The 24,345-nt window shown below is 63.7% G+C and carries 21 protein-coding genes; 10 read left to right on the top strand and 11 right to left on the bottom strand.

Features of this window, described 5'->3' with window-relative positions; translation table 11 throughout:
• Positions 1–256: 256 nt before the first annotated feature.
• The gene (locus ACV1FX_RS32550; RefSeq protein WP_473121631.1) at positions 257–676 is read left to right on the top strand and encodes a PaaI family thioesterase; all 420 of its coding nucleotides are present in this window, start codon (positions 257–259) and stop codon (positions 674–676) included.
• 6 nt (positions 677–682) lie between these two features.
• Here ACV1FX_RS32550 and ACV1FX_RS32545 read toward each other — a convergent pair whose 3' ends face one another.
• Positions 683–1,567, bottom strand: coding sequence for a LysR family transcriptional regulator (locus ACV1FX_RS32545; RefSeq protein WP_473121630.1), 885 nt, complete (start codon positions 1,565–1,567; stop codon positions 683–685).
• Between the two features lie 120 nt (positions 1,568–1,687).
• Between ACV1FX_RS32545 and ACV1FX_RS32540 the strand changes: the two genes are divergently transcribed.
• Entirely contained in the window at positions 1,688–2,314 is a 627-nt protein-coding gene (locus ACV1FX_RS32540; RefSeq protein ID WP_473121629.1) for a pyridoxamine 5'-phosphate oxidase family protein, read from the top strand.
• A gap of 215 nt (positions 2,315–2,529) precedes the next feature.
• Here the strand turns inward: ACV1FX_RS32540 and ACV1FX_RS32535 are convergent, their stop codons facing one another.
• Genes ACV1FX_RS32535 through ACV1FX_RS32525 form a run of 3 tightly spaced genes read right to left on the bottom strand, consistent with a single transcriptional unit; the run spans position 2,530 to position 6,073 of the window.
• Positions 2,530–3,261, bottom strand: a complete 732-nt coding sequence (locus tag ACV1FX_RS32535; RefSeq protein WP_473121628.1) for an ABC transporter ATP-binding protein — start codon at positions 3,259–3,261, stop codon at positions 2,530–2,532.
• The gene (locus ACV1FX_RS32530; RefSeq protein ID WP_473121627.1) at positions 3,258–5,027 is read right to left on the bottom strand and encodes a branched-chain amino acid ABC transporter ATP-binding protein/permease; all 1,770 of its coding nucleotides are present in this window, start codon (positions 5,025–5,027) and stop codon (positions 3,258–3,260) included. The genes ACV1FX_RS32535 and ACV1FX_RS32530 overlap by 4 nt, the downstream gene beginning before the upstream one ends.
• Before the next feature lie 5 nt (positions 5,028–5,032).
• A complete protein-coding gene (locus ACV1FX_RS32525) occupies positions 5,033–6,073 on the bottom strand; it encodes a branched-chain amino acid ABC transporter permease (protein ID WP_473121626.1) in 1,041 nt (346 codons plus the stop codon).
• Positions 6,074–6,248: 175 nt separating this feature from the next.
• Here ACV1FX_RS32525 and ACV1FX_RS32520 point away from each other — a divergent pair, with 175 nt between their 5' ends.
• Positions 6,249–6,779, top strand: a complete 531-nt coding sequence (locus tag ACV1FX_RS32520) for a MarR family winged helix-turn-helix transcriptional regulator (RefSeq protein WP_473121625.1) — start codon at positions 6,249–6,251, stop codon at positions 6,777–6,779.
• A 208-nt stretch (positions 6,780–6,987) separates the two neighbouring features.
• Here ACV1FX_RS32520 and ACV1FX_RS32515 read toward each other — a convergent pair whose 3' ends face one another.
• Positions 6,988–9,093: a putative bifunctional diguanylate cyclase/phosphodiesterase gene (locus ACV1FX_RS32515; protein ID WP_473121624.1), complete on the bottom strand. Its 2,106-nt coding sequence runs from the start codon at positions 9,091–9,093 to the stop codon at positions 6,988–6,990.
• Between the two features lie 247 nt (positions 9,094–9,340).
• On the opposite strand from ACV1FX_RS32515, the gene ACV1FX_RS32510 reads away from it, so the two are divergent.
• Genes ACV1FX_RS32510 through ACV1FX_RS32480 form a run of 7 tightly spaced genes read left to right on the top strand, consistent with a single transcriptional unit; the run spans position 9,341 to position 16,743 of the window.
• Complete coding sequence (locus tag ACV1FX_RS32510) at positions 9,341–9,613, top strand: helix-turn-helix domain-containing protein (RefSeq protein WP_473121623.1); 273 nt, start codon at positions 9,341–9,343, stop codon at positions 9,611–9,613.
• A gap of 34 nt (positions 9,614–9,647) precedes the next feature.
• Positions 9,648–11,648 carry a hydrogenase 4 subunit B gene (gene hyfB / locus ACV1FX_RS32505; RefSeq protein ID WP_473121622.1) on the top strand — a complete coding sequence of 667 codons (2,001 nt, stop codon included), beginning with the start codon at positions 9,648–9,650 and terminating at the stop codon, positions 11,646–11,648.
• Positions 11,645–12,601: a respiratory chain complex I subunit 1 family protein gene (locus ACV1FX_RS32500; protein WP_473121621.1), complete on the top strand. Its 957-nt coding sequence runs from the start codon at positions 11,645–11,647 to the stop codon at positions 12,599–12,601. Before hyfB ends, ACV1FX_RS32500 begins: the two co-directional genes overlap by 4 nt.
• A gap of 3 nt (positions 12,602–12,604) precedes the next feature.
• A complete protein-coding gene (locus ACV1FX_RS32495) occupies positions 12,605–13,267 on the top strand; it encodes a hydrogenase-4 component E (RefSeq protein ID WP_027521310.1) in 663 nt (220 codons plus the stop codon).
• Positions 13,264–14,703, top strand: a complete 1,440-nt coding sequence (locus ACV1FX_RS32490) for a hydrogenase 4 subunit F (protein ID WP_473121620.1) — start codon at positions 13,264–13,266, stop codon at positions 14,701–14,703. Before ACV1FX_RS32495 ends, ACV1FX_RS32490 begins: the two co-directional genes overlap by 4 nt.
• A gap of 3 nt (positions 14,704–14,706) precedes the next feature.
• Complete coding sequence (locus ACV1FX_RS32485; protein ID WP_473121619.1) at positions 14,707–16,218, top strand: hydrogenase large subunit; 1,512 nt, start codon at positions 14,707–14,709, stop codon at positions 16,216–16,218.
• A gap of 3 nt (positions 16,219–16,221) precedes the next feature.
• Entirely contained in the window at positions 16,222–16,743 is a 522-nt protein-coding gene (locus tag ACV1FX_RS32480) for an NADH-quinone oxidoreductase subunit B family protein (RefSeq protein ID WP_473121618.1), read from the top strand.
• A gap of 150 nt (positions 16,744–16,893) precedes the next feature.
• Here the strand turns inward: ACV1FX_RS32480 and ACV1FX_RS32475 are convergent, their stop codons facing one another.
• From ACV1FX_RS32475 to ACV1FX_RS32450, 6 genes are all read right to left on the bottom strand, one after another.
• Positions 16,894–18,177, bottom strand: a complete 1,284-nt coding sequence (locus tag ACV1FX_RS32475; protein WP_473121617.1) for a glycerate kinase type-2 family protein — start codon at positions 18,175–18,177, stop codon at positions 16,894–16,896.
• A 205-nt stretch (positions 18,178–18,382) separates the two neighbouring features.
• On the bottom strand, positions 18,383–19,612 hold the full coding sequence (locus ACV1FX_RS32470; protein WP_473121616.1) for an ABC transporter substrate-binding protein: 1,230 nt from the start codon (positions 19,610–19,612) through the stop codon (positions 18,383–18,385).
• Between the two features lie 234 nt (positions 19,613–19,846).
• The gene (locus tag ACV1FX_RS32465) at positions 19,847–21,073 is read right to left on the bottom strand and encodes an ABC transporter substrate-binding protein (protein WP_473121615.1); all 1,227 of its coding nucleotides are present in this window, start codon (positions 21,071–21,073) and stop codon (positions 19,847–19,849) included.
• A gap of 116 nt (positions 21,074–21,189) precedes the next feature.
• Positions 21,190–22,416 carry an ABC transporter substrate-binding protein gene (locus tag ACV1FX_RS32460; RefSeq protein WP_473121614.1) on the bottom strand — a complete coding sequence of 409 codons (1,227 nt, stop codon included), beginning with the start codon at positions 22,414–22,416 and terminating at the stop codon, positions 21,190–21,192.
• A gap of 22 nt (positions 22,417–22,438) precedes the next feature.
• Positions 22,439–23,458 carry a branched-chain amino acid ABC transporter permease gene (locus tag ACV1FX_RS32455; RefSeq protein WP_473121613.1) on the bottom strand — a complete coding sequence of 340 codons (1,020 nt, stop codon included), beginning with the start codon at positions 23,456–23,458 and terminating at the stop codon, positions 22,439–22,441.
• A 2-nt stretch (positions 23,459–23,460) separates the two neighbouring features.
• Positions 23,461–24,339, bottom strand: a complete 879-nt coding sequence (locus ACV1FX_RS32450; RefSeq protein WP_473121612.1) for a branched-chain amino acid ABC transporter permease — start codon at positions 24,337–24,339, stop codon at positions 23,461–23,463.
• Positions 24,340–24,345 lie beyond the last annotated feature (6 nt).

Raw genomic sequence — 24,345 nt, 5'->3', positions numbered from 1 at the left:
AAATGGTGGGCACGGCGCGATGCGCCTTTGCCCACTCTACGCGTCGAAGCTGTCTCCACACCGTCATTGCGAGCGCAGCGAAGCAATCCAGACTGTCTCCGCGGAACGATTCTGGATTGCTTCGTCGCTACGCTCCTCGCAATGACGGCAAAGCGCATTTTCAAACGTTCGCGCAAATGTCGTTTAAAACTTTGTAGGTGATGCATCCGTCACGTCCATCGCGTTCAATGGCGGCAACCAACGACGCGAGGCACGCATGAGCGCCACCGGCATTCCCGACGGCTTCGAGCCGCATTTTCGCAAGTCTCCGCTCACCGATCCCTGGGAGCCGCTCTATTCCAAGCGCACCGAGAAGGCCGTGGTCGTCGGATTGCGGCTGGCAAAACCGCACACCAATGCGCGCGGACTTATTCACGGCGGCCTCATTGCAGCGCTGGCCGATGCCGCGATGGGCTATAGCTGCGCGCAGGCAACTGGCTGGACGACGTCGTTCGTGACGATCTCGCTCGCCGTCGATTACGTCGGCGCGGCCGAGATCGGTCAGTGGTGTGCGGTCGAGAGCGAGGTGATCAAGACCGGCAGCACGATCTGTTTCGCGCAGTGCCTGGTCAAAGCCGACGACGCCGTCATCGCGCGGGCTAGCGGCACCTTCCGCGTGGTGCCGAAGAAGGAGTGACGATGACTACCCAAACTTCCAGTTCGTCGTTTCCACCGCGAGATCGATGAAGGCGCGCACCTTGGCGGAGAGCAGGCGCGAGGTCGGATAGACGATGTGGATCGGCAACGCCGGCTGCTCGAATTTCGCCAGCACGATTCTGAGGCGCCCGCGCTTCAGGGCGGCGGCGGCCTGATAGGCCAGCACCCGCGTCACCCCGCCGCTCTGCTCGGCATATTGCAGCACCGCATCGGCGCTGTTGCTGATGAATCCCGGGCTTGGCGTGACCTCGATGACGCGGCCCTCGCGCAGAAAACGCCAGTTGGTCGCAGGGCCGAATTGGATCGTGCGGTGCTGGAGCAGCGCCTCCGGAGACTTCGGCTCGCCATGGCGCTTGAGGTAGTCGGGCGAGGCAACCACGATCCGTCGCATCTCGCCGACCTGCCGTGCCACCAGTGAGGAATCGGCGAGATGGCCGATGCGCACCGCGAGGTCGACCGCGTCCTCGACGAGGTTGATCAAATGGTCGGAGAGGCGCAATTCGCCGGTAACATCAGGATAGCGCTTCAGATACGCCGACATCACGGGTCCGACATGCAGCCGGCCGAAGCCGACCGGCGCGGAGACCACGAGCCGCCCGCTCGGCCGGTTGCGCTCTGCGCGCGCCGAGCCATCCGCCTCCTCGACATCCGCGAGGATCCGCCGCGCACGCTCCAGATACCGCGTGCCGACATCGGTGAGCGTCACGGAGCGCGTGGTCCGCTGCAGCAGCCGGGCCCCGAGATGCTCTTCCAGCGAGGCGATCATCCGGGTCACCGCCGACGGCGACAGCCGCAGCTTGCGCGCCGCCGGCGCAAAGCCGCGCAATTCGGCGACGGTGACGAAGACGTGCATGGCCTCGAGCCGGTCCATGGAGATTATTGCATATAACGCAATGATGAAGTGTCAAGTCGTTCGATTGTTTTCGACCGAAATGGGGCCAGTTTGTCTGTCATAGACGCGAGAACGCGCCGGTCTCCTGGAGATGCTTCGATGCCGTCCGCCCGCACCTACGCCAGCGACGTTGCCTTCACCCCGGCAGTCAAATCGATTCAGACGCGAAAAGGCTCGCGCGAAGTCTATGCTGACGCCGAGCAGCGCGGTTGGCGCACCGAGATCGACGAAAATCTCGCAGCGTTCCTGGCTGAAGCGAGCGGCTTCTATTTCGCCACGGCCTCAGCCGACGGCCAGCCCTATATCCAGCACCGCGGCGGCCCGAAGGGCTTTTTGAAGGTGCTGGACAAGCAGACGCTTGCCTTTGCCGATTATGCCGGCAACCGGCAATATCTCTCGCAGGGCAACCTCTCCGAAAATCCCAAGGCCTATATCTTCGTGATGGACTACGCCCACCGCCGCAGGGTGAAGATCTGGGGTGAAGCGCGCGTGGTGGAGGACGATCCCGCGCTGACGCAATCACTGATGCCGAAAGGCTACAGGGCGCGACCCGAGCAGGTCATCCTGTTCAAGATCAAAGCCTGGGACACCAACTGCCCGCAGCACATCCCGCAGAAATTCGACGCGGCGGATGTGGCGGCAGCGCTGGCCGCGCGCGATGCAAGGATCGCGGAGCTGGAGGCAGAGGTGGCGGCGTTGAAGGGGCGGACGGTGGTTACGGGGTAGTGAAGGTGGAAGCTAGCACCGCACCGACAGTGCACCCTCTCCCCTTGTTGTGGGAGAGGATGGCTCGCCGCGGAGCGGCGAGACGGGTGAGGGGTCTCTCTCCGCGAGTAAGTCTCTCGCAATTGAATTCGTCGAAACAACCCCTCATCCGGCGCTTCGCGCCACCTTCTCCCACAAGGGAAGAAGGGAAGAAGGGAAGAAGGGAAGCGAATAGATCAAATCGCGCTGGCGCCTTCGTGCTGGAAGCCGAGATAGCTCGCTGCGACGCGTTCGTTGGCGGCGATGTCGCTGGCTTTGCCGGAGAGCACGAACTCGCCGAGCTCCATTACATAAGCTTTGTCCGCGATTTTCAGTGCGGCCTGCGCGTTCTGCTCGACCAGCAGCACCGAGACGCCGCCGGCGCGCAGCTCGGTGACGATGCGGAAGATGTCGGCGACGATGATCGGCGCCAGGCCCAGGCTCGGCTCGTCCAGCATCAGCAGCTTCGGCTCTCCCATCAGCGCGCGGCCCATGGCGAGCATCTGCTGCTCGCCGCCGGACAGCGTGCCGGCGAGCTGCTTGCGCCGCTCCTTCAGCCGCGGGAACAGCGCGTAGACCCGCTCGATCGAGCTCTTCGCCCGGCTCTTCTCGATACGAAAGGCCCCTAATTCCAGATTGTCCTCGACATTCATGGTCACGAACAATTCGCGATGCTCCGGCACGAGTCCCAGCCCCATCGCGACGCGGTCCTCGATGTCGAGGCGCGCGAGGTCTTGCCCGGCAAAGGCGACGCGGCCCTTCAGCGGCAGGATACCCATGATCGCCGAGAGCAGCGTGGTCTTGCCGGCGCCGTTGGCGCCGACGATGGTGACGATCTCGTTTTGGCCGACCTCGAGCGAAACCGAGCGTACCGCCTCGACCTTGCCATAGGCGACATGCGCGTCGGTGACCGATAACAGCGCGCTCATGCCGCCACTCCGAGATAGGCCTTGATCACTTCGGGATTGGTCTTGATCGTGGCGGGCGTGCCCTCCGCGATCTTGGTGCCGAAATCGAGCACCACGATGCGGTCAGCGAGATTCATCACGAAGCCCATGTCGTGCTCGACCAGGAGGACGCTCATGCCGCCGTCGCGCAGGTCGCGCAGCAGCTTGGCGAGCTGCTGTTTCTCCATGTGGCGCAATCCAGCCGCCGGCTCGTCGAGCAGCAGCAGCATCGGATCGACGCACAGCGCGCGTGCGATCTCGACGATGCGCTGCTGTCCGAGCGAGAGGGAGCCCGCGAGTTGATGCATCTGCTCGCCCAAGCCGACGCGCTCGATCTGGCGCGCGGCTTCCGCGAGCAGCCGCGCCTCGTCGGCGCGGTCAAGCCGCAGCATCGAGGCAATCGGACCGGAATGGCCGCGCAGATGCGCGCCGATCGCGACGTTCTCCAGCACGGTCATGTCAGGCACCAGCTTCACATGCTGGAACGTGCGGGAGATGCCGAGCTTGACGATCTCCTGCGGCGGTGCCTTGTCGACCTTCCTGCCGAGCACCGAGATCGAGCCTGATGTTGCTGACAGCACGCCGGTGATCAGGTTGAACGTCGTGCTCTTTCCGGCGCCGTTCGGACCGATCAGCGCGACGATCTCGCGGGCCTGGACGTCGAAGGAGACGTTGTTCACCGCGATCACGCCGCCGAACTGCTTTCGCGCCTTTTCGACCTGAAGCAGCACGCTTGCCTCGCCGGGCGCGCGGACGCGTGCCGGCAGGGTCAGTGAGGTGTCCGGCTTTTTGCCCTTGGTCCTCTCCGGCAGGAGCGACATCAGCCACGGCCAGACGCCGCCCGGCGCGAGCTGCAACAGCACCACCAGCATGACGCCGAACACGATGGTCTCGACCTGGCCGGAGCCCGGCAGGATCAGCGGCAGGTAGCTCTGCAGCACCTCCTTCAGGATCACGACGATTGCCGCGCCGAGCACGCCGCCCCAGACATAACCGGCCCCGCCGACGACCGCGATAAAGAGATACTCGATGCCGGCCTGCGCGCCGAACGGCGTCGGATTCACCGCGCGCTGGAGATGCGCATAAAGCCAGCCGGAGAGACCCGCGAGCACCGCGGCGTGGATGAACACCAGCAGCTTTGCACGCGGGGTCTGCACGCCAAAGGCTTCGGCCGCGACATGCCCGCGCCTGAGCGCACGGATGGCGCGGCCGGTGCGGGAGTCCAGCAGGTTCATCGTGAGCAGTGCCGAGACGATCACCGCAACCCAGATCGCGTAGTAGATCGAGCCGGGCGAGAGCATTTTGAACGTGCCGATCGACAGCGGGGGGATCGCGGAGATGCCGTCGTTACGTCCCAGAAATTCGAGCTTGCTGAAGAGATAGAAAAGCCCGAGTCCCCAGGCGAGCGTGCCGAGCGGCAGATAGTGGCCCGACAGGCGGACCGTAATCAGTCCGAGCAGCACTGCGAGCAGGCCGCTGACCAGCAGCGAGAGCGGCAGGGTCAGCCAGGGCGACAGGCCATACGCCGTCGACAGCACCGCAGTGGTGTAGGCACCGAAGCCGACGAAGGCTGCCTGTCCGAACGAGGTGAGGCCGCCGACGCCGGTCAGCAGGACGAGTCCCATCGCGACCAGCGCGGCGAGGCCGATATTGTCCAGCAGCACGATCCAGAACGGCGGCATGCCGGGAATAAATGGGATCGCCGCCATGACAAGTGCGAAGACGAGAATGGGAAGCCGATCGTTCATCGTGCTCAGTCCTTCTCTTCCTCGACCGCGGGGGCGGCGAGCGAGCGCAGCAGCAGCACCGGGATCAGGAGCATGAAGACGATGACCTCCTTGTAGTTGCTGGCGTAGAAGGACGAGAACGCCTCGACGATGCCGACAAAAACCGCGGCGATTGCCGTCAGGGGATAGCTGACGAGCCCGCCGATGATCGCCGCGACGAAGCCTTTCAGGCCGATCAGGAAGCCGCTGTCGTAGTAGAGGGTGGTGATGGGAACGATGAGGATACCCGACAGCGCGCCGATCACCGACGCCAGCAGGAAGGCGATCTGTCCCGACAGCGAGGTGCGGATGCCGGCGAGCCGCGCGCCCAGGCGGTTGACGGCGGTCGCGCGCAGGGCCTTGCCGTATCGCGTGAAGCCGAAGAACAGCCAGAGGCCGACGATGAAGGCGATCGTGATGCCGTAGACCGTGATGCTCTGCCCGGTGAAGCGCAGCGCGCCGAGCGTGAAGGCTGTCGACAGCACCGCCGGTCCGCGCTGGCCTTCGGCGCCGAAGAACAGAAGGCCGAGGCCCTGCAGCGCAAGATGGACGCCGACGGAAGCGATCAGCAGCACGAGCACGGAGGTGTGCGCCAGTGGCTGGAACACGATGCGATAGAGCGACACGCCGATCAGCGCGACGATCACCAGCGACAGCGCCATCGAGACAGCGACCGGCGGTTTCTGGCCGGCGAAGTACAGGGTCACCGCCAGCACGAGTCCGGGCAGCACGATGTTGGCGAGGAGGGTGCGCAGGATCAGCCGCCCATGCAGCGCCTTGCGCGCCCCGAACAGGTCGAACACGAAGGCGACGATGCCCATCGCGAGCGCGAGCTTGGCCGTGCCCGGCATCTGGCCGGAGGCGAGCGAGGCATAGGTCAGCGCGCCGTAAGTGACGAATTCGCCTTGCGGAATCAGGATGACGCGGGTGACGGCGAACACCAGCACCAGCGCCAGTCCGAGCAGCGCGTAGATCGCGCCGTTGGTGATGCCGTCCTGGATAAGGAACAGCAGGATGGTGGTGTTCAAGACCGGACGCTCCCCCTTAAGATCCGGGACGATTCCCCCTTTCGCGGTGGATCGTCCCTCACAGCCATTGAAAATCGCTGACGATATTTGATATGGTCAATAACAATTATCGAATATAACTTCAAGGGCCGGGGAACACCGGACCCAAATCTAACGGGATTGCGAGCAACAGGCGATGACCGTTTCCAAGGCGGCGGAAAAATCGGCGGAAGCAACCGCAAAGGGCGCAGAGGCTGCCAAGGCGCGCAAGGACGCGCCCGACGATGCGGCGGAAGCCCTTCAGCTTGGCGAGCTTTCCGAACAACTCGGCTACGTGCTCAAGCGCGCCCAGCTCAAGGTGTTCGAGAATTTCCTGCGCTGCATGGCCTCGCTCCAGCTCACGCCGGCGCAGTTTTCCGTGCTGCTGCTGGTCGAGAAGAATCCCGGCCGCAATCAGACCGAGATCGCCTCCACGCTCGGCATCCTGCGGCCGAATTTCGTGGCCATGCTCGACAATCTCGAAAGCCGCGATCTTTGCGCGCGGATCCGCTCCACCAACGACCGCCGCTCTCACATCCTGGTCTTGACCGACAAGGGCAAGGCCGTGCTGTCCCGCGCCAAAAGGCTCGTCGCAACCAAGCACGAGGCGCGGCTGAACGAGCTGCTGGGCGGGGCCAACCGCGAGTCCCTGATCGCGATGCTCTCCAAAATTGCGAGCGAGTTCTGAGTGATCTCGTCACCTCGGAGCCGCCCGCGGCACCCTGCGCTCCCTTGCGGGAGGGCAATCGCATATGGCCTTGGAGAGCTTGCGCACTGACGTTCCCGCATCGTCATGGCCGGGGCTCGTCCCGGCTCTACGACGTTTCCCGCTGCACGAAGAACGTGGATGCCCGGGACAAGCCCGGCCATGACGAGTTCGTGGCGAGGGAAGACGATCAGGCCGCAGCGAACCGGTCGGGCAGGGTGGGCGCTTCCGGGGACAGGAAGCGGCGCTCGATTTCCGCTGCGGGCAGGGGGCGACTGAACAAATAGCCCTGCATTTCCGTGCATCCTTCCGCCGCGATCCGGTCGAGCTGCTCTCGCGTTTCGACGCCTTCCGCCGTTGCCGTCATTCCCATCCCGCTTGCGAGCGCAGCAATCGCCCGCACGATGTTGAGTGATCCGGCATCGGTGGCGATGTCGCGCACGAAGGAGCGGTCGATCTTGATCTTGTCGAACGGGAAACATTGCAGATAGGTCAGCGACGAATAGCCGGTGCCGAAATCGTCCATCGCGATCCGGATCCCGAGCTCGCGCAGCCGGTGCAGCGTGGCGAGCGTTCCCTCCTTGTCCTGCAAGAGGACGCTCTCGGTAATCTCGATTTCGAGCCGGCTGGCGTCCAGCCCTGCGGCCGCGAGTGCGCCGACGATCACCTCGGCAAGACCGGCGGAGCGGAATTGCACGGCCGATATGTTGACGGCAACGTGGAGGTGCTTTGGCCACCGGCTGGCGGTCATGCAGGCCTGCCGGATCACCCACTCGCCGATCGGCACGATCAGGCCGATCTCCTCGGCAAGCGGAATGAAGCTGCCCGGAGGGATTAATCCGCGCTGCGGATGCTGCCAGCGGATCAGTGCCTCGAAGCCGCTGATCGCGCCGCTGTGGCTCTTCACGAGCGGCTGATAGTGGAGCTCGAATTCGCCGCCGGCGAGCGCCTTGCGCAGATCGATCTCCAATGCGCGGCGGCTCTGCACCTGCTCGTCCATGGCGGGCTCGAAAAAGCGGTACATGCCCCTGCCGTCGCTCTTGGCCCGGTAAAGGGCAAGGTCGGCGTTGCGCAGCAATTGCTCGGGTGTTGTTCCATCGGCTGGCGCAAAGGCGATGCCGATGCTTGCGCCCGCAATCGTCTGCTGGGCGTCGATCTCGAACGGCGCGCTCATCTGCCCGATGATGCGCTGCGCAAGCGTGCCTGCTTCGCTTGCCTCGCTGATCGGGGTCTGCAGCACGACGAATTCGTCGCCACCCATCCGGGCGATCGTATCGCCCGGGCGAACGAGGCTGCGCAGGCGCTCGCTGACGCCCTTGAGCAGGGCGTCGCCGGCATGATGTCCCAACGTGTCGTTCACCGACTTGAACTTGTCGAGGTCGATGTGATGCACGGCGAACGCCTGGTTCGACGCAATCGCCTGTTCGAGCCGCTGGTTCAGCAGGGCGCGATTGGCAAGATCCGTCAGCGCGTCGTGATGCGCCATATGCGCGATTCTGAGCTCGGCCCGCCGCTGCTCCGTGATGTCTTCGTGGGTCGCCACCCAGCCGAGGTCCGGCATCGGGCGATGGCGGATCTTGAAGGTGCGCCCGTTTCGCATCTCGACGATGCTGTCGACGGGCTCGGCCGAGACCGCGACCCCGGTTCGCCATTTCGCGTATTCGTCCCGCGACATTGCCGGCACGCTGCCGACCTCAAAGCGCATGTCGAAGATTTCCGACAGGGGCGTGCCGGGACGGACGCGCTCGCGCGGCAGTCCGTACATGTCGATGAAATCCTTGTTGCACACGATCAGCCGGTGATCGGCATCGAAGAAACACAGCCCGTGCGACATGTTGTTGATCGCGATGTCGAACTGCATGTTGCGCTGCTGCAGCCGCGCGCTGAGCTCCTCGCGCTCGGTGATGTCCTCGTGGGTGGCCATGCCGCCACCATCCGGCAGAGGGTGGACGGTATAGGCGATGATCCGCCCATCCGCGAATTCCTGCACGGTCTGTTCTCTGACGACCTTGCGCTCGGTGCGAGCGCGAACATACTCATCGGCCTCGCCGCGGATCTTCAATCCCAGCTTGAGCCGGTGCTGGATCAGTTTGCCGACCGGCGTGCCTGGCCGCACCTCGTCAGGTGCAAGGCCGTACATGTCCATGTAGCGCTGGTTGCAGTAGATGACCTCGCGGCTCCGGTTGAACAGGATGATGCCGAGCCAAAGATTGTTGACGGCCTGCTCGAGCAGCCCGCCCAAGGCGAGCGAGCCGAGCCCGCCGTGGTCGGCGACCTGCCTGTCGCGATCCTCCATGTGTGTTCGCCCCCTTCAAGCGTGGAAGGCATTAGAGCAGAGGCCGGTGAACGGTCTCTACGATCGGCCGCCCGTGGCGCAGCTTCCTGAAATCGCAGCGAATTTCGCGTTAAGGCGCGCGATGACGTTGCAGCCTGGAGCTGACTTGGCTTTGATGTTCCATGCAGCATAATTGATGCTTGATACATCAATTTAGATATCATAAGATTGCTTTCTCAAATATGACACGTGGCATGGGGCATTCTCCGTGATTACCGCCGCGCAGCTTCGGGCCGCCCGGGCCCTTCTTGGGATCGACCAGCGCGAGCTGGCGCAGCGATGCTCGCTATCGTTGCCGACAATTCAGCGCATGGAGTCCTCCGAGGGCGTCATTCGGGGCAACGTCGATTCTCTGATGAAGCTGGTCGAGGCGCTCGCGGCGGCGGGAATCGAGCTGATTGGCGAGGGCACGGCCTCGACCGGCGGCGGCCGCGGCGTGCGGTTGAAATCACTGCCCAGCGCGGTTGAGGACGACAAATGACGACACGCGCAGAACTCGCAACCCGGGACCTCTGATGATCTCGGTGGCGCTATGGTCGGTGGCACTGCTGCTGGCGCTGGCGCCGGTCGGGATCGCGCTGTCGACGCGCCCGCGCGGCTCGGCCGTGCTTTACGGCGCCTGCCTCGTCGTCACTGCGGCGCTCTGCGTCACCGCACTCCTTCATCTGCTCGATCCTGCTCACCCGGTGCTGAGCGCGACGCTGCCGATCGGTCTGCCCTGGCTGGGGGCTCACATCCGTCTCGATGCGCTGTCGGCCTTCTTCCTGGTCGTGATCAATCTTGGTGGCGCAGCCGCGAGCCTGTTCGCGCTCGGCTATGGCGCGCATGAGGAAACGCCCGGCCGGGTGCTGCCGTTCTATCCGGCCTATCTCGCCGGCATGAACACCGTCGTGCTCGCCAACGACGCCTTCAGCTTCCTGGTGGCGTGGGAGTTCATGTCGCTGACCTCCTGGGCCCTGGTGGTGGCGCATCATCGTGAAGCCGACAACGTTCGTGCCGGCTATGTCTATCTCCTGATGGCGAGCTTCGGCACGCTGGCGCTGCTGCTTGCCTTCGGCCTGCTTGCCAATGGTGCCGGTTACGATTTCGATGCGATCCGCGCCTCGCATCCTTCGGCCGCGCTTGCCGGCATGGTGGTGATCCTTGTCCTGCTCGGCGCCGGCTCCAAGGCAGGCCTCGTGCCGCTGCATGCCTGGCTGCCGCTCGCCCATCCCGCCGCACCCAGCCATGTGTCGGCCCTCATGAGCGGCGTGATGACCAAGGTCGCCGTCTACGGCTTTGTGCGCATCGTCTTCGACCTGCTGCCGGAGCCTGAGTGGTGGTGGAGTATGGTGGTGCTGCTGGTCGGAGGCCCAACTGCGACGCTGGGCGTGCTCTATGCGCTGATGCAGCGCGACATCAAGCGTGTGCTGGCCTATTCGACCATCGAGAACATCGGCATCGTCTTCACTGGCCTCGGGCTTGCGCTCGCCTTCAAGGCGCAGGGGCTCGACTGGGTGGCGGCACTCGCCTTCACCGCAGCGATGCTGCACGTTTTCAATCACGCGCTGTTCAAGAGTCTCTTGTTCTTCGGCGCCGGCGCGGTGCTGGAAGCGACCGGCATGCGCGACATGGAGAAGCTCGGCGGCCTGATCCATCGCATGCCCCGCACGGCTTTCGCGATGCTGGTCGGCTGTGTCGCGATCTCGGCGCTGCCGCCCTTCAACGGGTTCGTCTCGGAGTGGTTGACCTTCCAGGCGATCCTGCTCTCGCCGCAACTGCCGTCCTGGGGACTGAAGCTCGCCATCCCAGCGGTCGGCGGTCTCTTGGCACTGGCGGCAGCCTTTGCCGCGGCCTGCTTCGTCAAGCTTTACGGCATCAGCTTCCTCGGCCGTCCTCGTTCCGATATCGCCGCGGGCGCGCATGAAACCGATCGCTTCTCGCTGGCCGCGATGTTCGCGCTTGCAGCGCTCTGCCTCGTGACTGGGATCCTGCCGGGCCTGTTCATCGATGCGCTGGCGCCAGTGAGCAAGGCCATGGTCGGCAATGTCATGCCGCACCAGGCGGGGCTGGAGTGGCTGACGATTGTGCCGATCGCAGAAAGCCGCAGCTCCTACAACGGGCTTCTGGTGTTCCTGTTCGTCGCATTCAGCGGTACGGCAGCGGCTTCCGCGATCCATCGCCTCGCCTCCGACCGGCTGCGCCGGGCGCCTGCCTGGGACTGCGGTTATCCTGATCCCGATCCCACCATCCAGTACTCGGCCTCCAGCTTCTCGCAACCGATCCGCCGCGTGTTCGGCAGCGTGATCTTTGCGGCACGCGAGATCGGCGAGATGCCGCCGCCTTCCTCGCCCGCACCGGCGCGGCTCACCGTCGAGTTGCATGACCTGATCTGGGAGGCACTTTACGCGCCGATCGCAAAGGGTATTGGCTTCGCCACCGAGCGCATCAATGCCCTCCAGTTCCTCACCATCCGCCGCTACCTGACGCTGGTGTTCGTGGCGTTGATCCTGCTGCTCCTGGTGGTGGCGCTATGACCACGCTGCCTGACATCGTCTCGCAAGGCGTCCAGATGCTGCTGGTGCTTCTGCTCGCCCCGCTGCTGACCGGCTTCGTGCGCAAGGTGAAGGCACGGCTGCTCCGTCGGCGCGGGCCGCCTCTGCTTCAGCCCTATCGTGACCTCGTCCGCCTGATGCGCAAGGACGTCGTGCTCGCGGACAACGCTTCCTGGCTGTTTCGCGCCATTCCTTATTTGATGTTCGCCGGAACATGGGTAGCGGCCTCCCTGGTGCCGACGTTCGGCAACGGCCTGCTGTTCTCCTGGAGCGCCGACCTCATCGCCATCATTGCGCTGCTCGGCAGCGCGCGTTTCTTCCAGGCGCTTGCCGGAATGGATGTCGGCACCGCCTTTGGCGGCATCGGCTCCAGCCGCGAGGTGATGATCGCAACCCTGGCCGAGCCGGCCATTCTGATGACGGTGTTCGCGGTCGCGATGATCGCGGGCTCGACCCAGCTTTCCACCGTCGCCGAATATATGGGCTCCAGCCTCGTCGGTCTGCGTGTTTCGCTCGGCATGGCCCTGGTCGCGCTGACCATCGTGGCGCTGGCGGAAAACGCGCGCATCCCCATCGACAATCCAGCCACTCATCTCGAGCTCACCATGGTGCATGAGGCCATGGTGCTGGAATATTCCGGCCGCCACCTCGCGCTGGTCGACCTGTCCTCGCAGCTCAAGCTTCTGCTCTACGTCTCCCTGATCGCCTGCGTGTTCCTGCCGTGGGGCACCGCGACCGCGGACGCCGGCGTCGGGGCGCTCGGCATCGGCGCGCTGTTCTATTTCGGCAAGCTCGCACTATGCGGCTTCCTGCTCGCGCTGTTCGAGACGTCGATCGCCAAGATGCGTGTCTTCCGTATCCCTGAATTCCTGGGAGCTGCGCTGATGCTGGCGCTGCTCGCGACCTTGCTGCGCTTCGTGTCGGGGAGCCTTTAGGACATGAGCAGCCTGCAATTCGATATCGCCCACCTGCTCGCCGGCTCGCTCGTGCTGGCGAGCTTCATGCTGCTCTATCAGGACCGGCTCTACGCGCTGCTCAACGTCTATGCGCTGCACGCCGGCGTGCTGGCGCTGTCGGTGGCCTGGCAGGCCTATGTGCAGGCGGCGCCGCATCTCTATGTCACCGCGCTGATTGCGCTGGTCTTCAAGGCCATCATCATCCCGGTGGCGCTGCACCGGATCATCCGGCGGCTCGGCATCCACCGGGAGATCGAGAACGTGATCGGCATCGGGCTGACCATGATGGCCGGTATCGGCCTCGTCGCGCTGTCGATGGTGGTGATGTTGCGGGTGACGCCGGGCGCGGATGCGCTGGCGCGGGAGGATCTCGCCTTCGCGCTTTCGGTGGTGCTGCTCGGTCTCTTGATCATGGTGACGCGGCGCAATGCCGTGAGCCAGGTGGTCGGGTTCATGTCGCTGGAGAACGGCCTCGTGCTGGCAGCGACGGGGGCCAAGGGCATGCCGCTGGTGGTCGAGATCAGCGTCGCCTTCTCGGTGCTGATCGCCTTCATCGTGATCGGCATTTTCCTTTTCCGCATCCGCGAGCGCTTCGACAGCGTGGACGTGCAGGCGCTCGACCGCTTTAGGGGAGAGCGACGATGACGATCGACGCGCTCGGTGCGATCCTGCTGATCCCGGCGTTGGCGGCTGCGCTGCTTGCGATCCTGCCCGGCTACCTCTTGACGGCAAAGCTCAATGTCGTCGCCTCGCTTGCAACGTTTCTCATCTCGCTCTCACTGTTCGTGATCGAGCCGACGTCAGGGCCATATCTGCTGCTCGACGACCTCAACAAGGTCTTTATCGTGCTGACAACCTTCGTCGGCTTCACGACATCCGTATTCAGCGCGAGCTACATCCATCATGAGCTCGAGAGCGGACGGCTGACGCCGGCCTTTCTGCGCTTCTATCATGCGATGTACCAGACGCTGATGTTCGCGATGAACCTTGCACTCGCCGCCAACAATATCGGCCTGATATGGGTTGCGATCGAGGTGGCGACGCTGACGACCGTGCTGATGGTCGGCATCTACCGGACCCACGAGGCGCTCGAAGCTGCCTGGAAATATTTCATCCTTGGCAGCGTCGGAATCGCGCTGGCGCTGTTCGGCACCATCCTGGTCTACATGGCGGCGCGCCCGGCGGTAGGTGAGGGGCTCGACGGCATGGTCTGGACCGTGCTGGTGCAGCACGCCGCAGCGTTCGACCCCGCGCTGCTCAACGTCGCCTTCGTCTTCCTGCTGCTCGGCTACGGCACCAAGGTCGGCCTCGCGCCGCTGCATGCATGGCTGCCCGATGCGCACGCCGAGGGCCCGACGCCGATCTCCGCGGTGCTGTCGGGTCTTCTGCTCAATGTCGCGCTCTATGCGCTGTTGCGCTTCAAGATGATGCTCGCGGTCAATTCAGCGGCGATTGCGCCGGGACCGCTGATGGTGACGATGGGCCTGATCTCCGTGATCTTCGCGGCGCTGATGCTGTATCGCCGCCGCGACATCAAGCGCATGTTCGCCTATTCCTCGATCGAGCACATGGGCATCATCGTCTTCGCTTTCGGCATGGGCGGCCCGCTCGCGAATTTCGCCGGCCTTCTGCACATGACCATGCACTCGCTGACCAAGTCGGCGATCTTCTTCGCGGTCGGTCATATCGCGCAGGTCAAGGGCACGCAGAAGATCGCCGACATCGGCGGCCTCACGGTGACCAACCCGGTGCTCGGCTGGGGCCTGATGCTCGGCGTCATCGCCATCATCGGCCTGCCTCCGCTCGGCATCTTCATGAGCGAGTTCCTGGTCATCAGCTCGACTTTCTCCCGCGCGCCATGGGTAACCGCGATCCTGGTGCTGGGGATCATCGTCGCGCTCGGCGGGCTGTTGCTGCGGGTCGGCGTCGTGATGTTCGGCGAGCCCAAGGGCAAGACCGCGCCGGCGGAGGCTTCCTATGTGCCGATGTTCACGCATCTTGCGCTGGTCGCGGTGGCCGGCGTCTATCTCCCGCCGGTCCTGGTGACCGGTTTTACGAATGTCGCAAAGCTCCTGGGATAGGCAATGGGCATCCTCGACCACATCCCTCATGTTCACGCCATGCCGTCGCACCGGCCCTGGCCACGCGTCGTCGTGGTGGAGGCGGGCTGGCAGGCGGCGATCGATCGGCTGGCCGCCGGACGCCTGACGCTGCTCGGCTTCTGGGGTGAGCCGGCCGCGGTGCACATGGCGCTGCTCGATGAAGCCGCGGCGGAGATCGCAGTCGTCACCTTTGAATGCGCAGCGGGGAGCTTTCCAAGCGTCGCCTGCCAACATCCACCCGCGCTGCGGCTGGAGCGTGCCATCCACGACCTGTTCGGGCTAACGCCAACGGGCGCGAACGATGTGCGGCCATGGCTCGATCACCACGTCTGGGGCAGATCGTTCCCGCTTGGAAGCCGCAACATGCCGCCGCGCGAGGTCGTCCCTTATCAATTCCTGCCGGCCGAGGGCGAGGCGCTGCATCAGGTTGCGGTGGGACCCGTCCATGCCGGTATCATCGAGCCCGGCCATTTCCGCTTTACGGCCAATGGCGAGCATGTGGTGCGGCTGGAGCAATGGCTGGGCTATACCCATAAGGGCATCGAAGCGCTGATGCAGGGCGCGAGCCTCGAGGTCGCCGCAAAGCTCGCCAACCGCACTTCGGGCGATAGCGCGGTGGCCTACGCGTTCGCCTTTGCGCGCGCCGTGGAGGCCGCGCTCGACATCGAGGCGCCTCTGCGCGCGACATATCTGCGGGCGCTGATGGCGGAGCTGGAGCGGCTTGCCAATCATTTCGGCGACATCGGCGCGATCTGCAACGATGCTTCGTTCGCGTTGATGCATGCGCAGACCGGCATTTTGCGCGAGCGCTGCCTGCGCGCCGCCGACATCGCTTTCGGCCATCGACTGATGATGGACGTCATCGTGCCCGGCGGTGTGACGCGTGACACCACGCCGGATGGCGTTGCGGCACTGCGCACGCTGGTCGCCGAAATCAACAAGGTGTTTCCGCGTCTGATCGAGCTCTATGACAACACGGCCTCGCTTCAGGACCGTACCGTCACCACGGGCATCGTGAAGACCGACTATGCGCGGCAGTTCGGCGCCGGCGGCTATGTCGGCCGTGCTTCGGGACGCAATTTCGACGCGCGGCGCGCGCTCGGCTACGCGCCCTATGATCGCTTGTCGTTCGAAGTGCCGGTGCTGGATGCTGGCGACGTCAATGCGCGGGTCTGGATCCGCATCCGCGAAGTCGAGCAGAGCGTCGCGCTCATTGTGCAGCTTCTCGACCTGATGGCGCCGGGCGAGATCATGAGCGCGCTGCCGGGTGGTCGCGGTGAATGCGAAGGCTTCGCGCTGACCGAGGCGTTCCGTGGCGACGTGCTGATCTGGCTGCGCCTGGACGGTGACGGTCGTGTGCAGCGCTGCCACCTGCGCGATGCGTCCTGGTTCCAGTGGCCGCTGTTGGAGACCGCGATCGAGGGCAACATCATCGCCGACTTCCCGCTCTGCAATAAGTCCTTCAACTGCTCCTATTCGGGCGTGGATCTCTGAGCCATGCGCAAGACTTTGCTTGAAAGTCTCACTCACGGCTCTCTGACCGAGCCCGCCCCGACGCCCGACGCGACGGCGCTGGCCGAGCTCGCGGCGAAGGTCGACCGCGCCGCGCAGGCAAGACTCGGCCGCTCGCTCGCGATCCGCCAGGTCGATGCCGGCTCCTGCAACGGCTGCGAGCTCGAGATCCACGCGCTCTCCAACGCCTTCTACGACATCGAACGTTTCGGCTTGCGCTTCGTCGCCTCACCGCGTCATGCCGACGTCCTGCTCGTCACCGGCCCCGTGACCAAGAACATGAGGCAGGCGCTGGAGCGCAGCTACAACGCCACGCCCGATCCGAAATGGGTCGTTGCGGTGGGCGGCTGCGCCGCCGATGGCGGCATCTTCAAAGGCAGCTACGCCTGTGTCGGTAGGGTGTCCGAGGTCGTTCCGGTGGATCTGCACATCAAGGGCTGCCCGCCGACGCCGACGGATCTGTTGAAGGGCCTGCTCGCGCTCCTGGAGCATGTCAGCGGGAGGTAGTGAGCTGCGCCCACACATCTCGTCATTGCGAGGAGCTCGCGACAAATTGCGAAGCAATTTTGCGCTGAAGCGACGAAGCAATCCAGACTGTGTCCGCGGACGCAGTCTGGAATGCTTGGCTTCGCTCGCAATGACGGGGAGAACCCTGCCTCAATCCACCAAGATCACCCTGAGGTCGTTCACGTTGGTCAGCGTCGGCCCCGGCAGCAGCAGGTCGCCCGTCGCGGCAAAGAACGCCGTCGCGTCGTTGTTGTCGAGATAGGCCTGCGGCTCCAGTCCCAGCGTCTTCATCTTCGCAAACGTCGCCGCGTCGATCAGCGCGCCGGCGGGGTCGGTGGGCTTGCCGGCGCCGCCGTCGGCACCGTCAGTGTCGCCGGCGAGCGCGGCGATGTCGGGGGTGTCCTTCAGAAGGCCGGCGAGCGCCAGCGCGTATTCCTGGTTGGGGCCGCCGCGGCCATTGCCGCGCACGGTCACCGTGAGCTCTCCGCCGGAGAGGATCGCGGTGCGCTTGCCGGCGGCGCGCGCTTTCAAGGCCAGCTTCGCGTGATCGGCGGCGACCTCGCGCGCCTCGCCTTCGAGATCGGCGCCGAGATCGATCACCTCGTAGCCCGCGTCCTTCGCGAGCTTGACCGCGGCGTCGAGCGACTGCTTGGGACGTGCGATCAGTTCGAACTGCGCGCGCGCGAAGGCGGCATCGCCCGGCTTGCAGCTCTCGTTGCCGGCATCATCGAGCGCGCGCCGCACGGCGTCGTCGAGCTCGAGCTTGTATTTCGCGACGATCGCGCGAGCGTCCGCGAGCGTGGTTGGATCGGGCACCGTGGGACCGGAAGCGATCGCGGAGGGCTCGTCATGCGGCACGTCGGAGATCGCGAGCGTGACGATCTCTGCGGCGTTCTTCCCGGCGCGCGCGAGCCGCCCGCCCTTGATCCGCGACAGATGCTTGCGCACGATGTTCATCTCGCCGATCGGTGCGCCCGAGCGCAGCAGCGCGCGGTTGACCGCCTGCTTCTGCGCGAAGCTGAGGCCATCGACCGGCGCGATCCAGTTCGCCGAGCCGCCACCGGTGAGCAGCACCAGCAGCAGATCATCAGGGGCGGCCTCGCCTGCGAGCACCAGCGTGTCGGCAGCGGCCTTGAGGCCTGCCTCGTCAGGCACGGGATGGCCGGCCTCGACCACCCTGATGCGCCGCGTCGGCACGCCGTGGCCATGGCGGGTGGTGGCGATACCGACCAGCCGCTCCGGGTCGAGCTTGAGCGTATCGAGATAGTGCCGCTCGGCGGCCGCGGCCATGGCGCCCGCGCCCTTGCCGGCGGCGAGGCAGATCACGCGGCCCTTGGGCGCGGGGCGCAGATGCGGCGCGAGCACCACGTCGGGATGGGCGGCGGCGACGGCAGCGTCGTACAGTGCGCGGAGCAGGGGGCGTCGGTCGGTCATGGCGATGCTTTCGTCAAGGAGAGGCGGTTGCCGGCGATCTCGCCGGAGTTCGCCGCATACTTGCCTAGCGCATCGCCGTGCAAAGTGTAAGCAGGCTCGATCAACATTCGATTATGCAATCGCGTGATGATAATCGGAAGGCAATCAAAAGCCCCCCGCGAGGCTCTCGCGAGGGGCGTTCCCCTATCCCGGACCTGCCGGACGGTTAGCCGCCGACGTCGGCGGTGATCACGTCGCCGAACAGCTCCCATTTCTCGCCCTTGAAACGTTCGAGCTGGAGCGAGCTGATAGGAGCAAAATCCGTGGGCGAGGTGTTGATCTTGATGCCGGGCAGCAGCACCTCGGTGCGGAAGTCGTTCAGGTTCGCGGCCTGCTTCATGACGTTCTCGCGCGTCAGGTTGTCGCCGCACTGCTTCAGCACCTGCACGAGGGTCTGCGCGACGCCGAAGCCGGTCATCGTAAAGCTGTCCAGCTTGTCGCCTTCCGGGAAGTTCTTGTCCATGAAGGTCAAGAACTCCTTCATTCCCGAGTCGTCTTTCCAGGTCGGATCGGTAACGTCCTTTAGGTACGCGGCGGAGATGATGTCCTGCGCGTTCTCGAAGCCCGCCGGCTTCAGCACGCTGCCGACGCTCGAGGAGACGTTGTTGAGGAAGTGCAGCGGCTTCCAGCCGATCTCGGCGTTCTTCTTGATCGCCTGGGCCGCAAATTTCGGCGTCGTGATGTTGACGAAGACATCCGCGCCCGACGCCTTGAGCTTGACGATGTGACTGTCGATCGTCGGCTCGGAGGTCTCATAGCTCTCTTCGGCGACGATCATGGACGCCGCCTTGGATCCCAGGCCATCCTTCAAGCCCTTGAGATAATCCTTGCCGTAATCGTCGTTCTGGAACAGCACGGCGATCTTGGCGTCCGGCTTGTTCTGGAGCAGCCACTTCGCATAGATCTGCGTCTCGCTCTGGTAGTTGGGCTGCCAGCCCATGGTCCAGGGAAAGTCTTTCGGATCGTTCCACTTGGTGGCGCCGGTGGCGACGAAGAGCTGCGGCACCTTCTTGGAGTTCATGTATTTCTGGATCGCCGAGTTCGGCGGCGTACCGAGCGAGTTGAAGATGAGGAGAACTTCGTCGCTCTCGACGAGCTTGCGTGCCTGTTCCACCGTCTTCGGTGGCGAATAGGCGTCGTCATAGGAGATGAAGTTGATCTTGCGGCCGTTGATGCCGCCTTCGTCATTGATCTTCTTGAAATAGGCGGCCTCGGTGCGGCCGATGATGCCGTAGGCGGACGCCGGTCCGCTATAGGGCATGATGTTGCCGATCTTGATCTCGGTGTCGGTCGCGCCGGTATCGTATTTCTTCTGGGCTGATGCAGTGGAGGTCGAGACCGCGAACAGTGCAAGCGCGACTGACGCGGCAGCAAGTTTGCCAGTGACAGCGGGCATTCCAGTCTCCCTGATTTTTCTTGGTGTGTGTGCGTCCTTTTCTTTTTCTTGGCGTCGTTTTTCTTTGCGACGCCCTACAATTCAATACGATTTGGCCGACGCCTTCAAGAAAAAGCCCCGGTGACGAGGTCACCGGGGCTGCTCCTTTAGTAGTCATCGGCTATTGCATGAGCCTGCTGCTGCGGTTGAGGTGCGTCGCACCAGCGATTTTTGGTTGCGCTTTCTCCGGAAAGCCTAATGGCTGAGCTCGCTGGAGATGACGTCGCCGAACAGCTCCCACGACTTTCCCTTGAAGCGCATCATCTGGAGCTGTGAGATCGGCGCGAAATTGTCCGGCGCGGTATTGATTGTGATGCCGGGGAGCAGCGTGTCCGGCGCGAACTCCTTCAAGCTCGCCGCCTGCCTCATGACGTTCTCACGCGTGAGATCGTCGCCGCACATCTGAAGGACCTTCACGAGCGTCTGCGCGGCGCCGTAGCCGAATGCGACGGCGGCGTCGAGCCTGTTCGCCTTCGGATCGTATTGCGCAAGGAAATCATAGAACTTCTTCATGCCGTCATCGGCATTCCATTGAGGGTCGGAGCCATCCTTGACGTAAGTCGCCGATACGATGCCTTGCGAGATTTCGAAACCTGCCGGTTCGATCACCGCCCCGACCGAACTCGAAATGTTGGATATGATTTGCAGCGGATGCCAGTTGATCTCGGCCGTCTTCTTGATGGCCTGCGCGGCGAATTTCGGCGTGGTGATGCTGATGAAGACGTCTGCGCCCGAGGCCTTCAGCTTCACGACGTGCTCGTCGATTGCCGGCTCCGAGGTGTCGTAAGCCTCCTCCAGCACGATCATCGAGGCCTTGGGCCCGAGGCCGTCCTTCAGTCCCTTCAGATAATCCTTGCCGAAGTCGTCGTTCTGATAGAGCACGGCGATCTTGGCTTCCGGCTTCTCCTTGATGATGTATTTGGCATAGATGCGCGCTTCGCTGGCGTAGCTCGGCAACCAGCCCATGGTCCAGGGATAGTTCTTCGGATCGTTCCATTTCGAGGCGCCGCTCGCCACGAACAATTGCGGCACCTTCTTCTCGTTCATGTATTTGCGGATCGCTCCGTTGGTGGACGTGCCGAGCGATCCAAATATCAGGAGAACGTCGTCACCCTCGACGAGCTTGCGCGCCTGCTCCACGGTTTTCGGCGGCGAGTAGGCATCGTCGTAAGAGATGAACTTGATCTTGCGGCCGTTGATGCCCCCTTCCGCATTGATCTTGTTGAAGTAGGCAGATTCGGTTTTGCCGACTGTACCATAGGCCGACGCCGGACCGCTGTAGGGCATGATGTTGCCGATCCTGATCTCGGTGTCGGAGGCGCCGGTGTCATATTTCTTTTGCGCCAGGGCCGTGCCGTTCGTTGCAGCGCACAAGACGAATGCGGCAGAGAGGGCCGCGAACTGAGTACGGACGGCAGTCATTTTCTCCCACCCCCTTTGGATCGGCGCTGCATTGAACAAGATTGGCGACTGCCGTCAACAAGAAGCCCCCGCGAACTTCCGCGGGGGCTTGGGACTCAAGCTGCTGCGTCAGCCCATCATTCGGGAGCGACGTCGCCGTTGATGACTTCGCCGAAGAGTTCCCATTTGTCGCCCTTGAAGCGTTGCATCTGGAGCTGGCTGATGGGGGCGAAGTCGGTCGCGCTGGTGTTGATCTTTATGCCGGGCAGCAGCGTATCGGGCACGAAGTCCTTGAGACTCGCCGCCTGCTTCATGACGTTCGCGCGGGTCAGATCATCGCCGCACATTTCCAGCACTTTTACGAGCGTCTGCGCCACGCCATAGCCGTAGACCACGAAGCTGTCGTTCTTGTCGGTGCCGGGCATGTACTTGTCGACGAACTCCGACCACTTCCTCATGCCGGGGTCATCGTTCCACTGCGGGTCGCCGCTGTCCTTGCCGTAAGTGGCAGACAGGATGCCTTGCGAGTTTTCCAAGCCGGCGGGCTTTATCACGCCGCCGACCGAGCTCGACACGTTGGTGATGATCTGCAGCGGTTTCCAGGACAGTTCGGCGACCTTCTTGATGGTCTGGGCGCCGAATTTGGGTGTCGCGTAGATCAAGAGCACGTCGGGATTGGCGGCCTTGATCTTCACGATATGGGAGTCGATCGCCGGCTCGGACACCTCATAGCTCTCTTCCATGATGATGTTGGAGGCCTTGGCGCCGAACCCGTCCTTGGTGCCCTTGAGATAATCCTTGCCGAAATCGTCGTTCTGATAGAGCACCGCGACCTTGGCGTCGGGTTTCTCCTTCATCAGCCACTTCGCGTAGATCTGCGCTTCGCTCTGGTAGGAGGGCTGCCAGCCCATGGTCCAGGGGAAGTTCTTCGGATCGTTCCACTTGGTGGCGCCGGTCGCGACGAACAACTGCGGGATCTTCTTGGCGTTGAGATATTTCTGGATCGCGGTGTTGGAGGGCGTGCCGAGCGGATTGAAAACCACGAGCGCTTCGTCGCTTTCGACGAGCTTGCGGACCTGCTCGACCGCCTTCGGCGGCGAGTAAGCGTCGTCATAGCTGATGAAGTTGATCTTGCGGCCGTTGATGCCGCCCTTGTCATTGATCATTTTGAAATAGGCTTCTTCGGTCTTGCCGATGACGCCGTAGGCGGAGGCCGGACCACTATACGGCATGATGTTGCCGATCTTGATCTCGGTGTCGGTCGCGCCGGGATCGTATTTCTTTTGGGCGAGTGCTGCGCCGGAGGTGATCGTCACGACCGCCGTTGCAAGCGCGGCGGTTCCCAGTATTCTTCCAAACAGCAATTCAGTCTCCTTATTTGGCGTTTCAGTTCTTCTTGAGTTTGCCGATCAGCTGTTGGCCGACGATAGCAACCTGCCTTGCGCCGTGCGGCACCAGGAAGATGACGAGGAACAGGAGGACGCCGAACACCGCGCCGGAGAGGCCTTTCGAGATGCTCTCCGCTATGTTCGGCACGAAAATGATGAAGGCAGCGCCGACGAACGAGCCGGGCAGCCAGCCGACACCGCCGACGACCATGCCGAGGAACAGCGAGATCGCGAGCGTGATGTTGTAGCTGTCGGGCGCGACGAACTGTACCGCAATGGCGCTGAGGCCGCCGGCAACGCCGGTGATGGCTGCGGATACGCCGAAGGCCAGCGTCTTGTACAGTGCGACGTTGACGCCCATGGACGAGGCAGCGATCTCGTTGTCGCGGATCGCCATGAAGGCGCGGCCGGAGCGGGAGCGCAGGAGGTTCACCGAGAAGATGTAGATCGCGAGCGTGACGGCGAGCGTGAAGTAATAGAGCCACATGTCCTGTGACATCTTCAGCCCGAACGGCGCGTCCGGCTTGGTGACGACGAGGCCCTGCACGCCGCCGGTCCAGTGCTCGAGGAAGTTCAGCTTCAGAAGCTGCGGCATGGCGGTGGCGAGCGCAAACGTCGCGAGCGCCAGATAGACGCCGGAGAGGCGCAGCGCCGGCTGGCCGAACAGGAAGCCGAAGCCGAAGCAGACTACGCCTGCGACCGGCAGCGTGAGCGCATAGTTGACGTTGAACTGCTCCATCAGCACCGCCGTGACGTAGGCGCCGACGGCGTAGAACGCGCTCTGGCCGAGCGAGAACTGGCCGCTCCCGCCGGTGAGAATGTTCAGCGCCAGCACCGCGAGCCCGTAGATCAGGAGCATCGTCAACTGGAAGATGATGAAGTTCTTGGCGAACAGCGGAACGATCAGGAGCGCTGCGAGCACCACCAGCGAGGTGGTGGTGCTCAGCGTCATGGCCCGCTTCGGAACGGCTTCAACCCTCTCGTGGCCTTCGGCAACGACTTCTTCTGCTGCGCTCATGATCAAACTCGCTTGACGATGTGCCGGCCGAACAGGCCAGCGGGTTTGACGACCAGGACGGAGATGATCAGTGCGAGGGCGATCGGAAGTTTCAGCTCATTGCCGACGCCCGGAATGTAGGTGCCGACGAGGTTCTCGAAGATGCCCATCAGGAAACCGCCGACGACGGCTCCGAACGGGCTCGACAAGCCGCCGAGCACGGCGGCTGCGAAGCCATAGAGCAGGACGCCGACCATCATGTTGGGCTCGAGGAATACGACCGGGGCGATCAGCATGCCGGCAATGGCGCCGATCGCGGAGGCCATGCCCCAGCCGAGCGCGATCATCCAGCTCGTATTGATGCCGACGAGGCGCGCCGATTCAGGCAATGAAGCTGCCGCCCGCATGGCGAGTCCGATCCGCGTATATCGGAAGAAAAAGAACAGGCCGAGGAGCAGCAGCAGGGTCACGCCGATCATGCCGGCCTGATGGGTGGAGATGAGCTGGCTGCCGAGGAAGGGCGCCGAGCCGAACGGGGTCGGATATTGCTTGATGGTGAAGTCCCAGATCAGGCCGGCCGAGGAGTTGATGATCGAAAATAGCGCGATGAATCCGGCGACGTTGGTCAGGATCGGAGCCTTGGCGAGCGGCTTGAACAGGATGCGCTCGATCGCGATGCCGCCGACGAAAGCGAATGCCAGCGTGATGACGAACGCGACCCAGTAGGGCACGCCCCATTGCATCAACTGCCAGGAGACGAAGGTCGAGAACATCGCCATCTCGCCTTGCGCGAAGTTGAGATGGTCGATCGCCTGGTAGATCATGACCACCGCGAGCGCCATGCAGGCATAGATCGCACCGGTCGCAATCCCGGCCAGGACCTGGTTGGTGAACAGCTCCATCGTCCC

This window comes from Bradyrhizobium ingae, assembly GCF_055791185.1.
This window is presented reverse-complemented; position numbering and strand designations above follow the sequence as displayed.

Coding starts and splice junctions, on each gene's coding strand:
- ACV1FX_RS32540 (WP_473121629.1), top strand. CDS start 1,688: ATGCCGTCCGCCCGCACCTACGCCAGCGACGTTGCCTTCACCCCGGCA.
- ACV1FX_RS32485 (WP_473121619.1), top strand. CDS start 14,707: ATGGGCATCCTCGACCACATCCCTCATGTTCACGCCATGCCGTCGCAC.
- ACV1FX_RS32480 (WP_473121618.1), top strand. CDS start 16,222: ATGCGCAAGACTTTGCTTGAAAGTCTCACTCACGGCTCTCTGACCGAG.
- ACV1FX_RS32500 (WP_473121621.1), top strand. CDS start 11,645: ATGACCACGCTGCCTGACATCGTCTCGCAAGGCGTCCAGATGCTGCTG.
- ACV1FX_RS32455 (WP_473121613.1), bottom strand. CDS start 23,458: ATGAGCGCAGCAGAAGAAGTCGTTGCCGAAGGCCACGAGAGGGTTGAA.
- ACV1FX_RS32530 (WP_473121627.1), bottom strand. CDS start 5,027: ATGAACGATCGGCTTCCCATTCTCGTCTTCGCACTTGTCATGGCGGCG.
- ACV1FX_RS32490 (WP_473121620.1), top strand. CDS start 13,264: ATGACGATCGACGCGCTCGGTGCGATCCTGCTGATCCCGGCGTTGGCG.
- ACV1FX_RS32450 (WP_473121612.1), bottom strand. CDS start 24,339: ATGGAGCTGTTCACCAACCAGGTCCTGGCCGGGATTGCGACCGGTGCG.
- ACV1FX_RS32515 (WP_473121624.1), bottom strand. CDS start 9,093: ATGGAGGATCGCGACAGGCAGGTCGCCGACCACGGCGGGCTCGGCTCG.
- ACV1FX_RS32545 (WP_473121630.1), bottom strand. CDS start 1,567: ATGGACCGGCTCGAGGCCATGCACGTCTTCGTCACCGTCGCCGAATTG.
- ACV1FX_RS32465 (WP_473121615.1), bottom strand. CDS start 21,073: ATGACTGCCGTCCGTACTCAGTTCGCGGCCCTCTCTGCCGCATTCGTC.
- ACV1FX_RS32535 (WP_473121628.1), bottom strand. CDS start 3,261: ATGAGCGCGCTGTTATCGGTCACCGACGCGCATGTCGCCTATGGCAAG.
- hyfB (WP_473121622.1), top strand. CDS start 9,648: ATGATCTCGGTGGCGCTATGGTCGGTGGCACTGCTGCTGGCGCTGGCG.
- ACV1FX_RS32520 (WP_473121625.1), top strand. CDS start 6,249: ATGACCGTTTCCAAGGCGGCGGAAAAATCGGCGGAAGCAACCGCAAAG.
- ACV1FX_RS32470 (WP_473121616.1), bottom strand. CDS start 19,612: ATGCCCGCTGTCACTGGCAAACTTGCTGCCGCGTCAGTCGCGCTTGCA.
- ACV1FX_RS32550 (WP_473121631.1), top strand. CDS start 257: ATGAGCGCCACCGGCATTCCCGACGGCTTCGAGCCGCATTTTCGCAAG.
- ACV1FX_RS32495 (WP_027521310.1), top strand. CDS start 12,605: ATGAGCAGCCTGCAATTCGATATCGCCCACCTGCTCGCCGGCTCGCTC.
- ACV1FX_RS32475 (WP_473121617.1), bottom strand. CDS start 18,177: ATGACCGACCGACGCCCCCTGCTCCGCGCACTGTACGACGCTGCCGTC.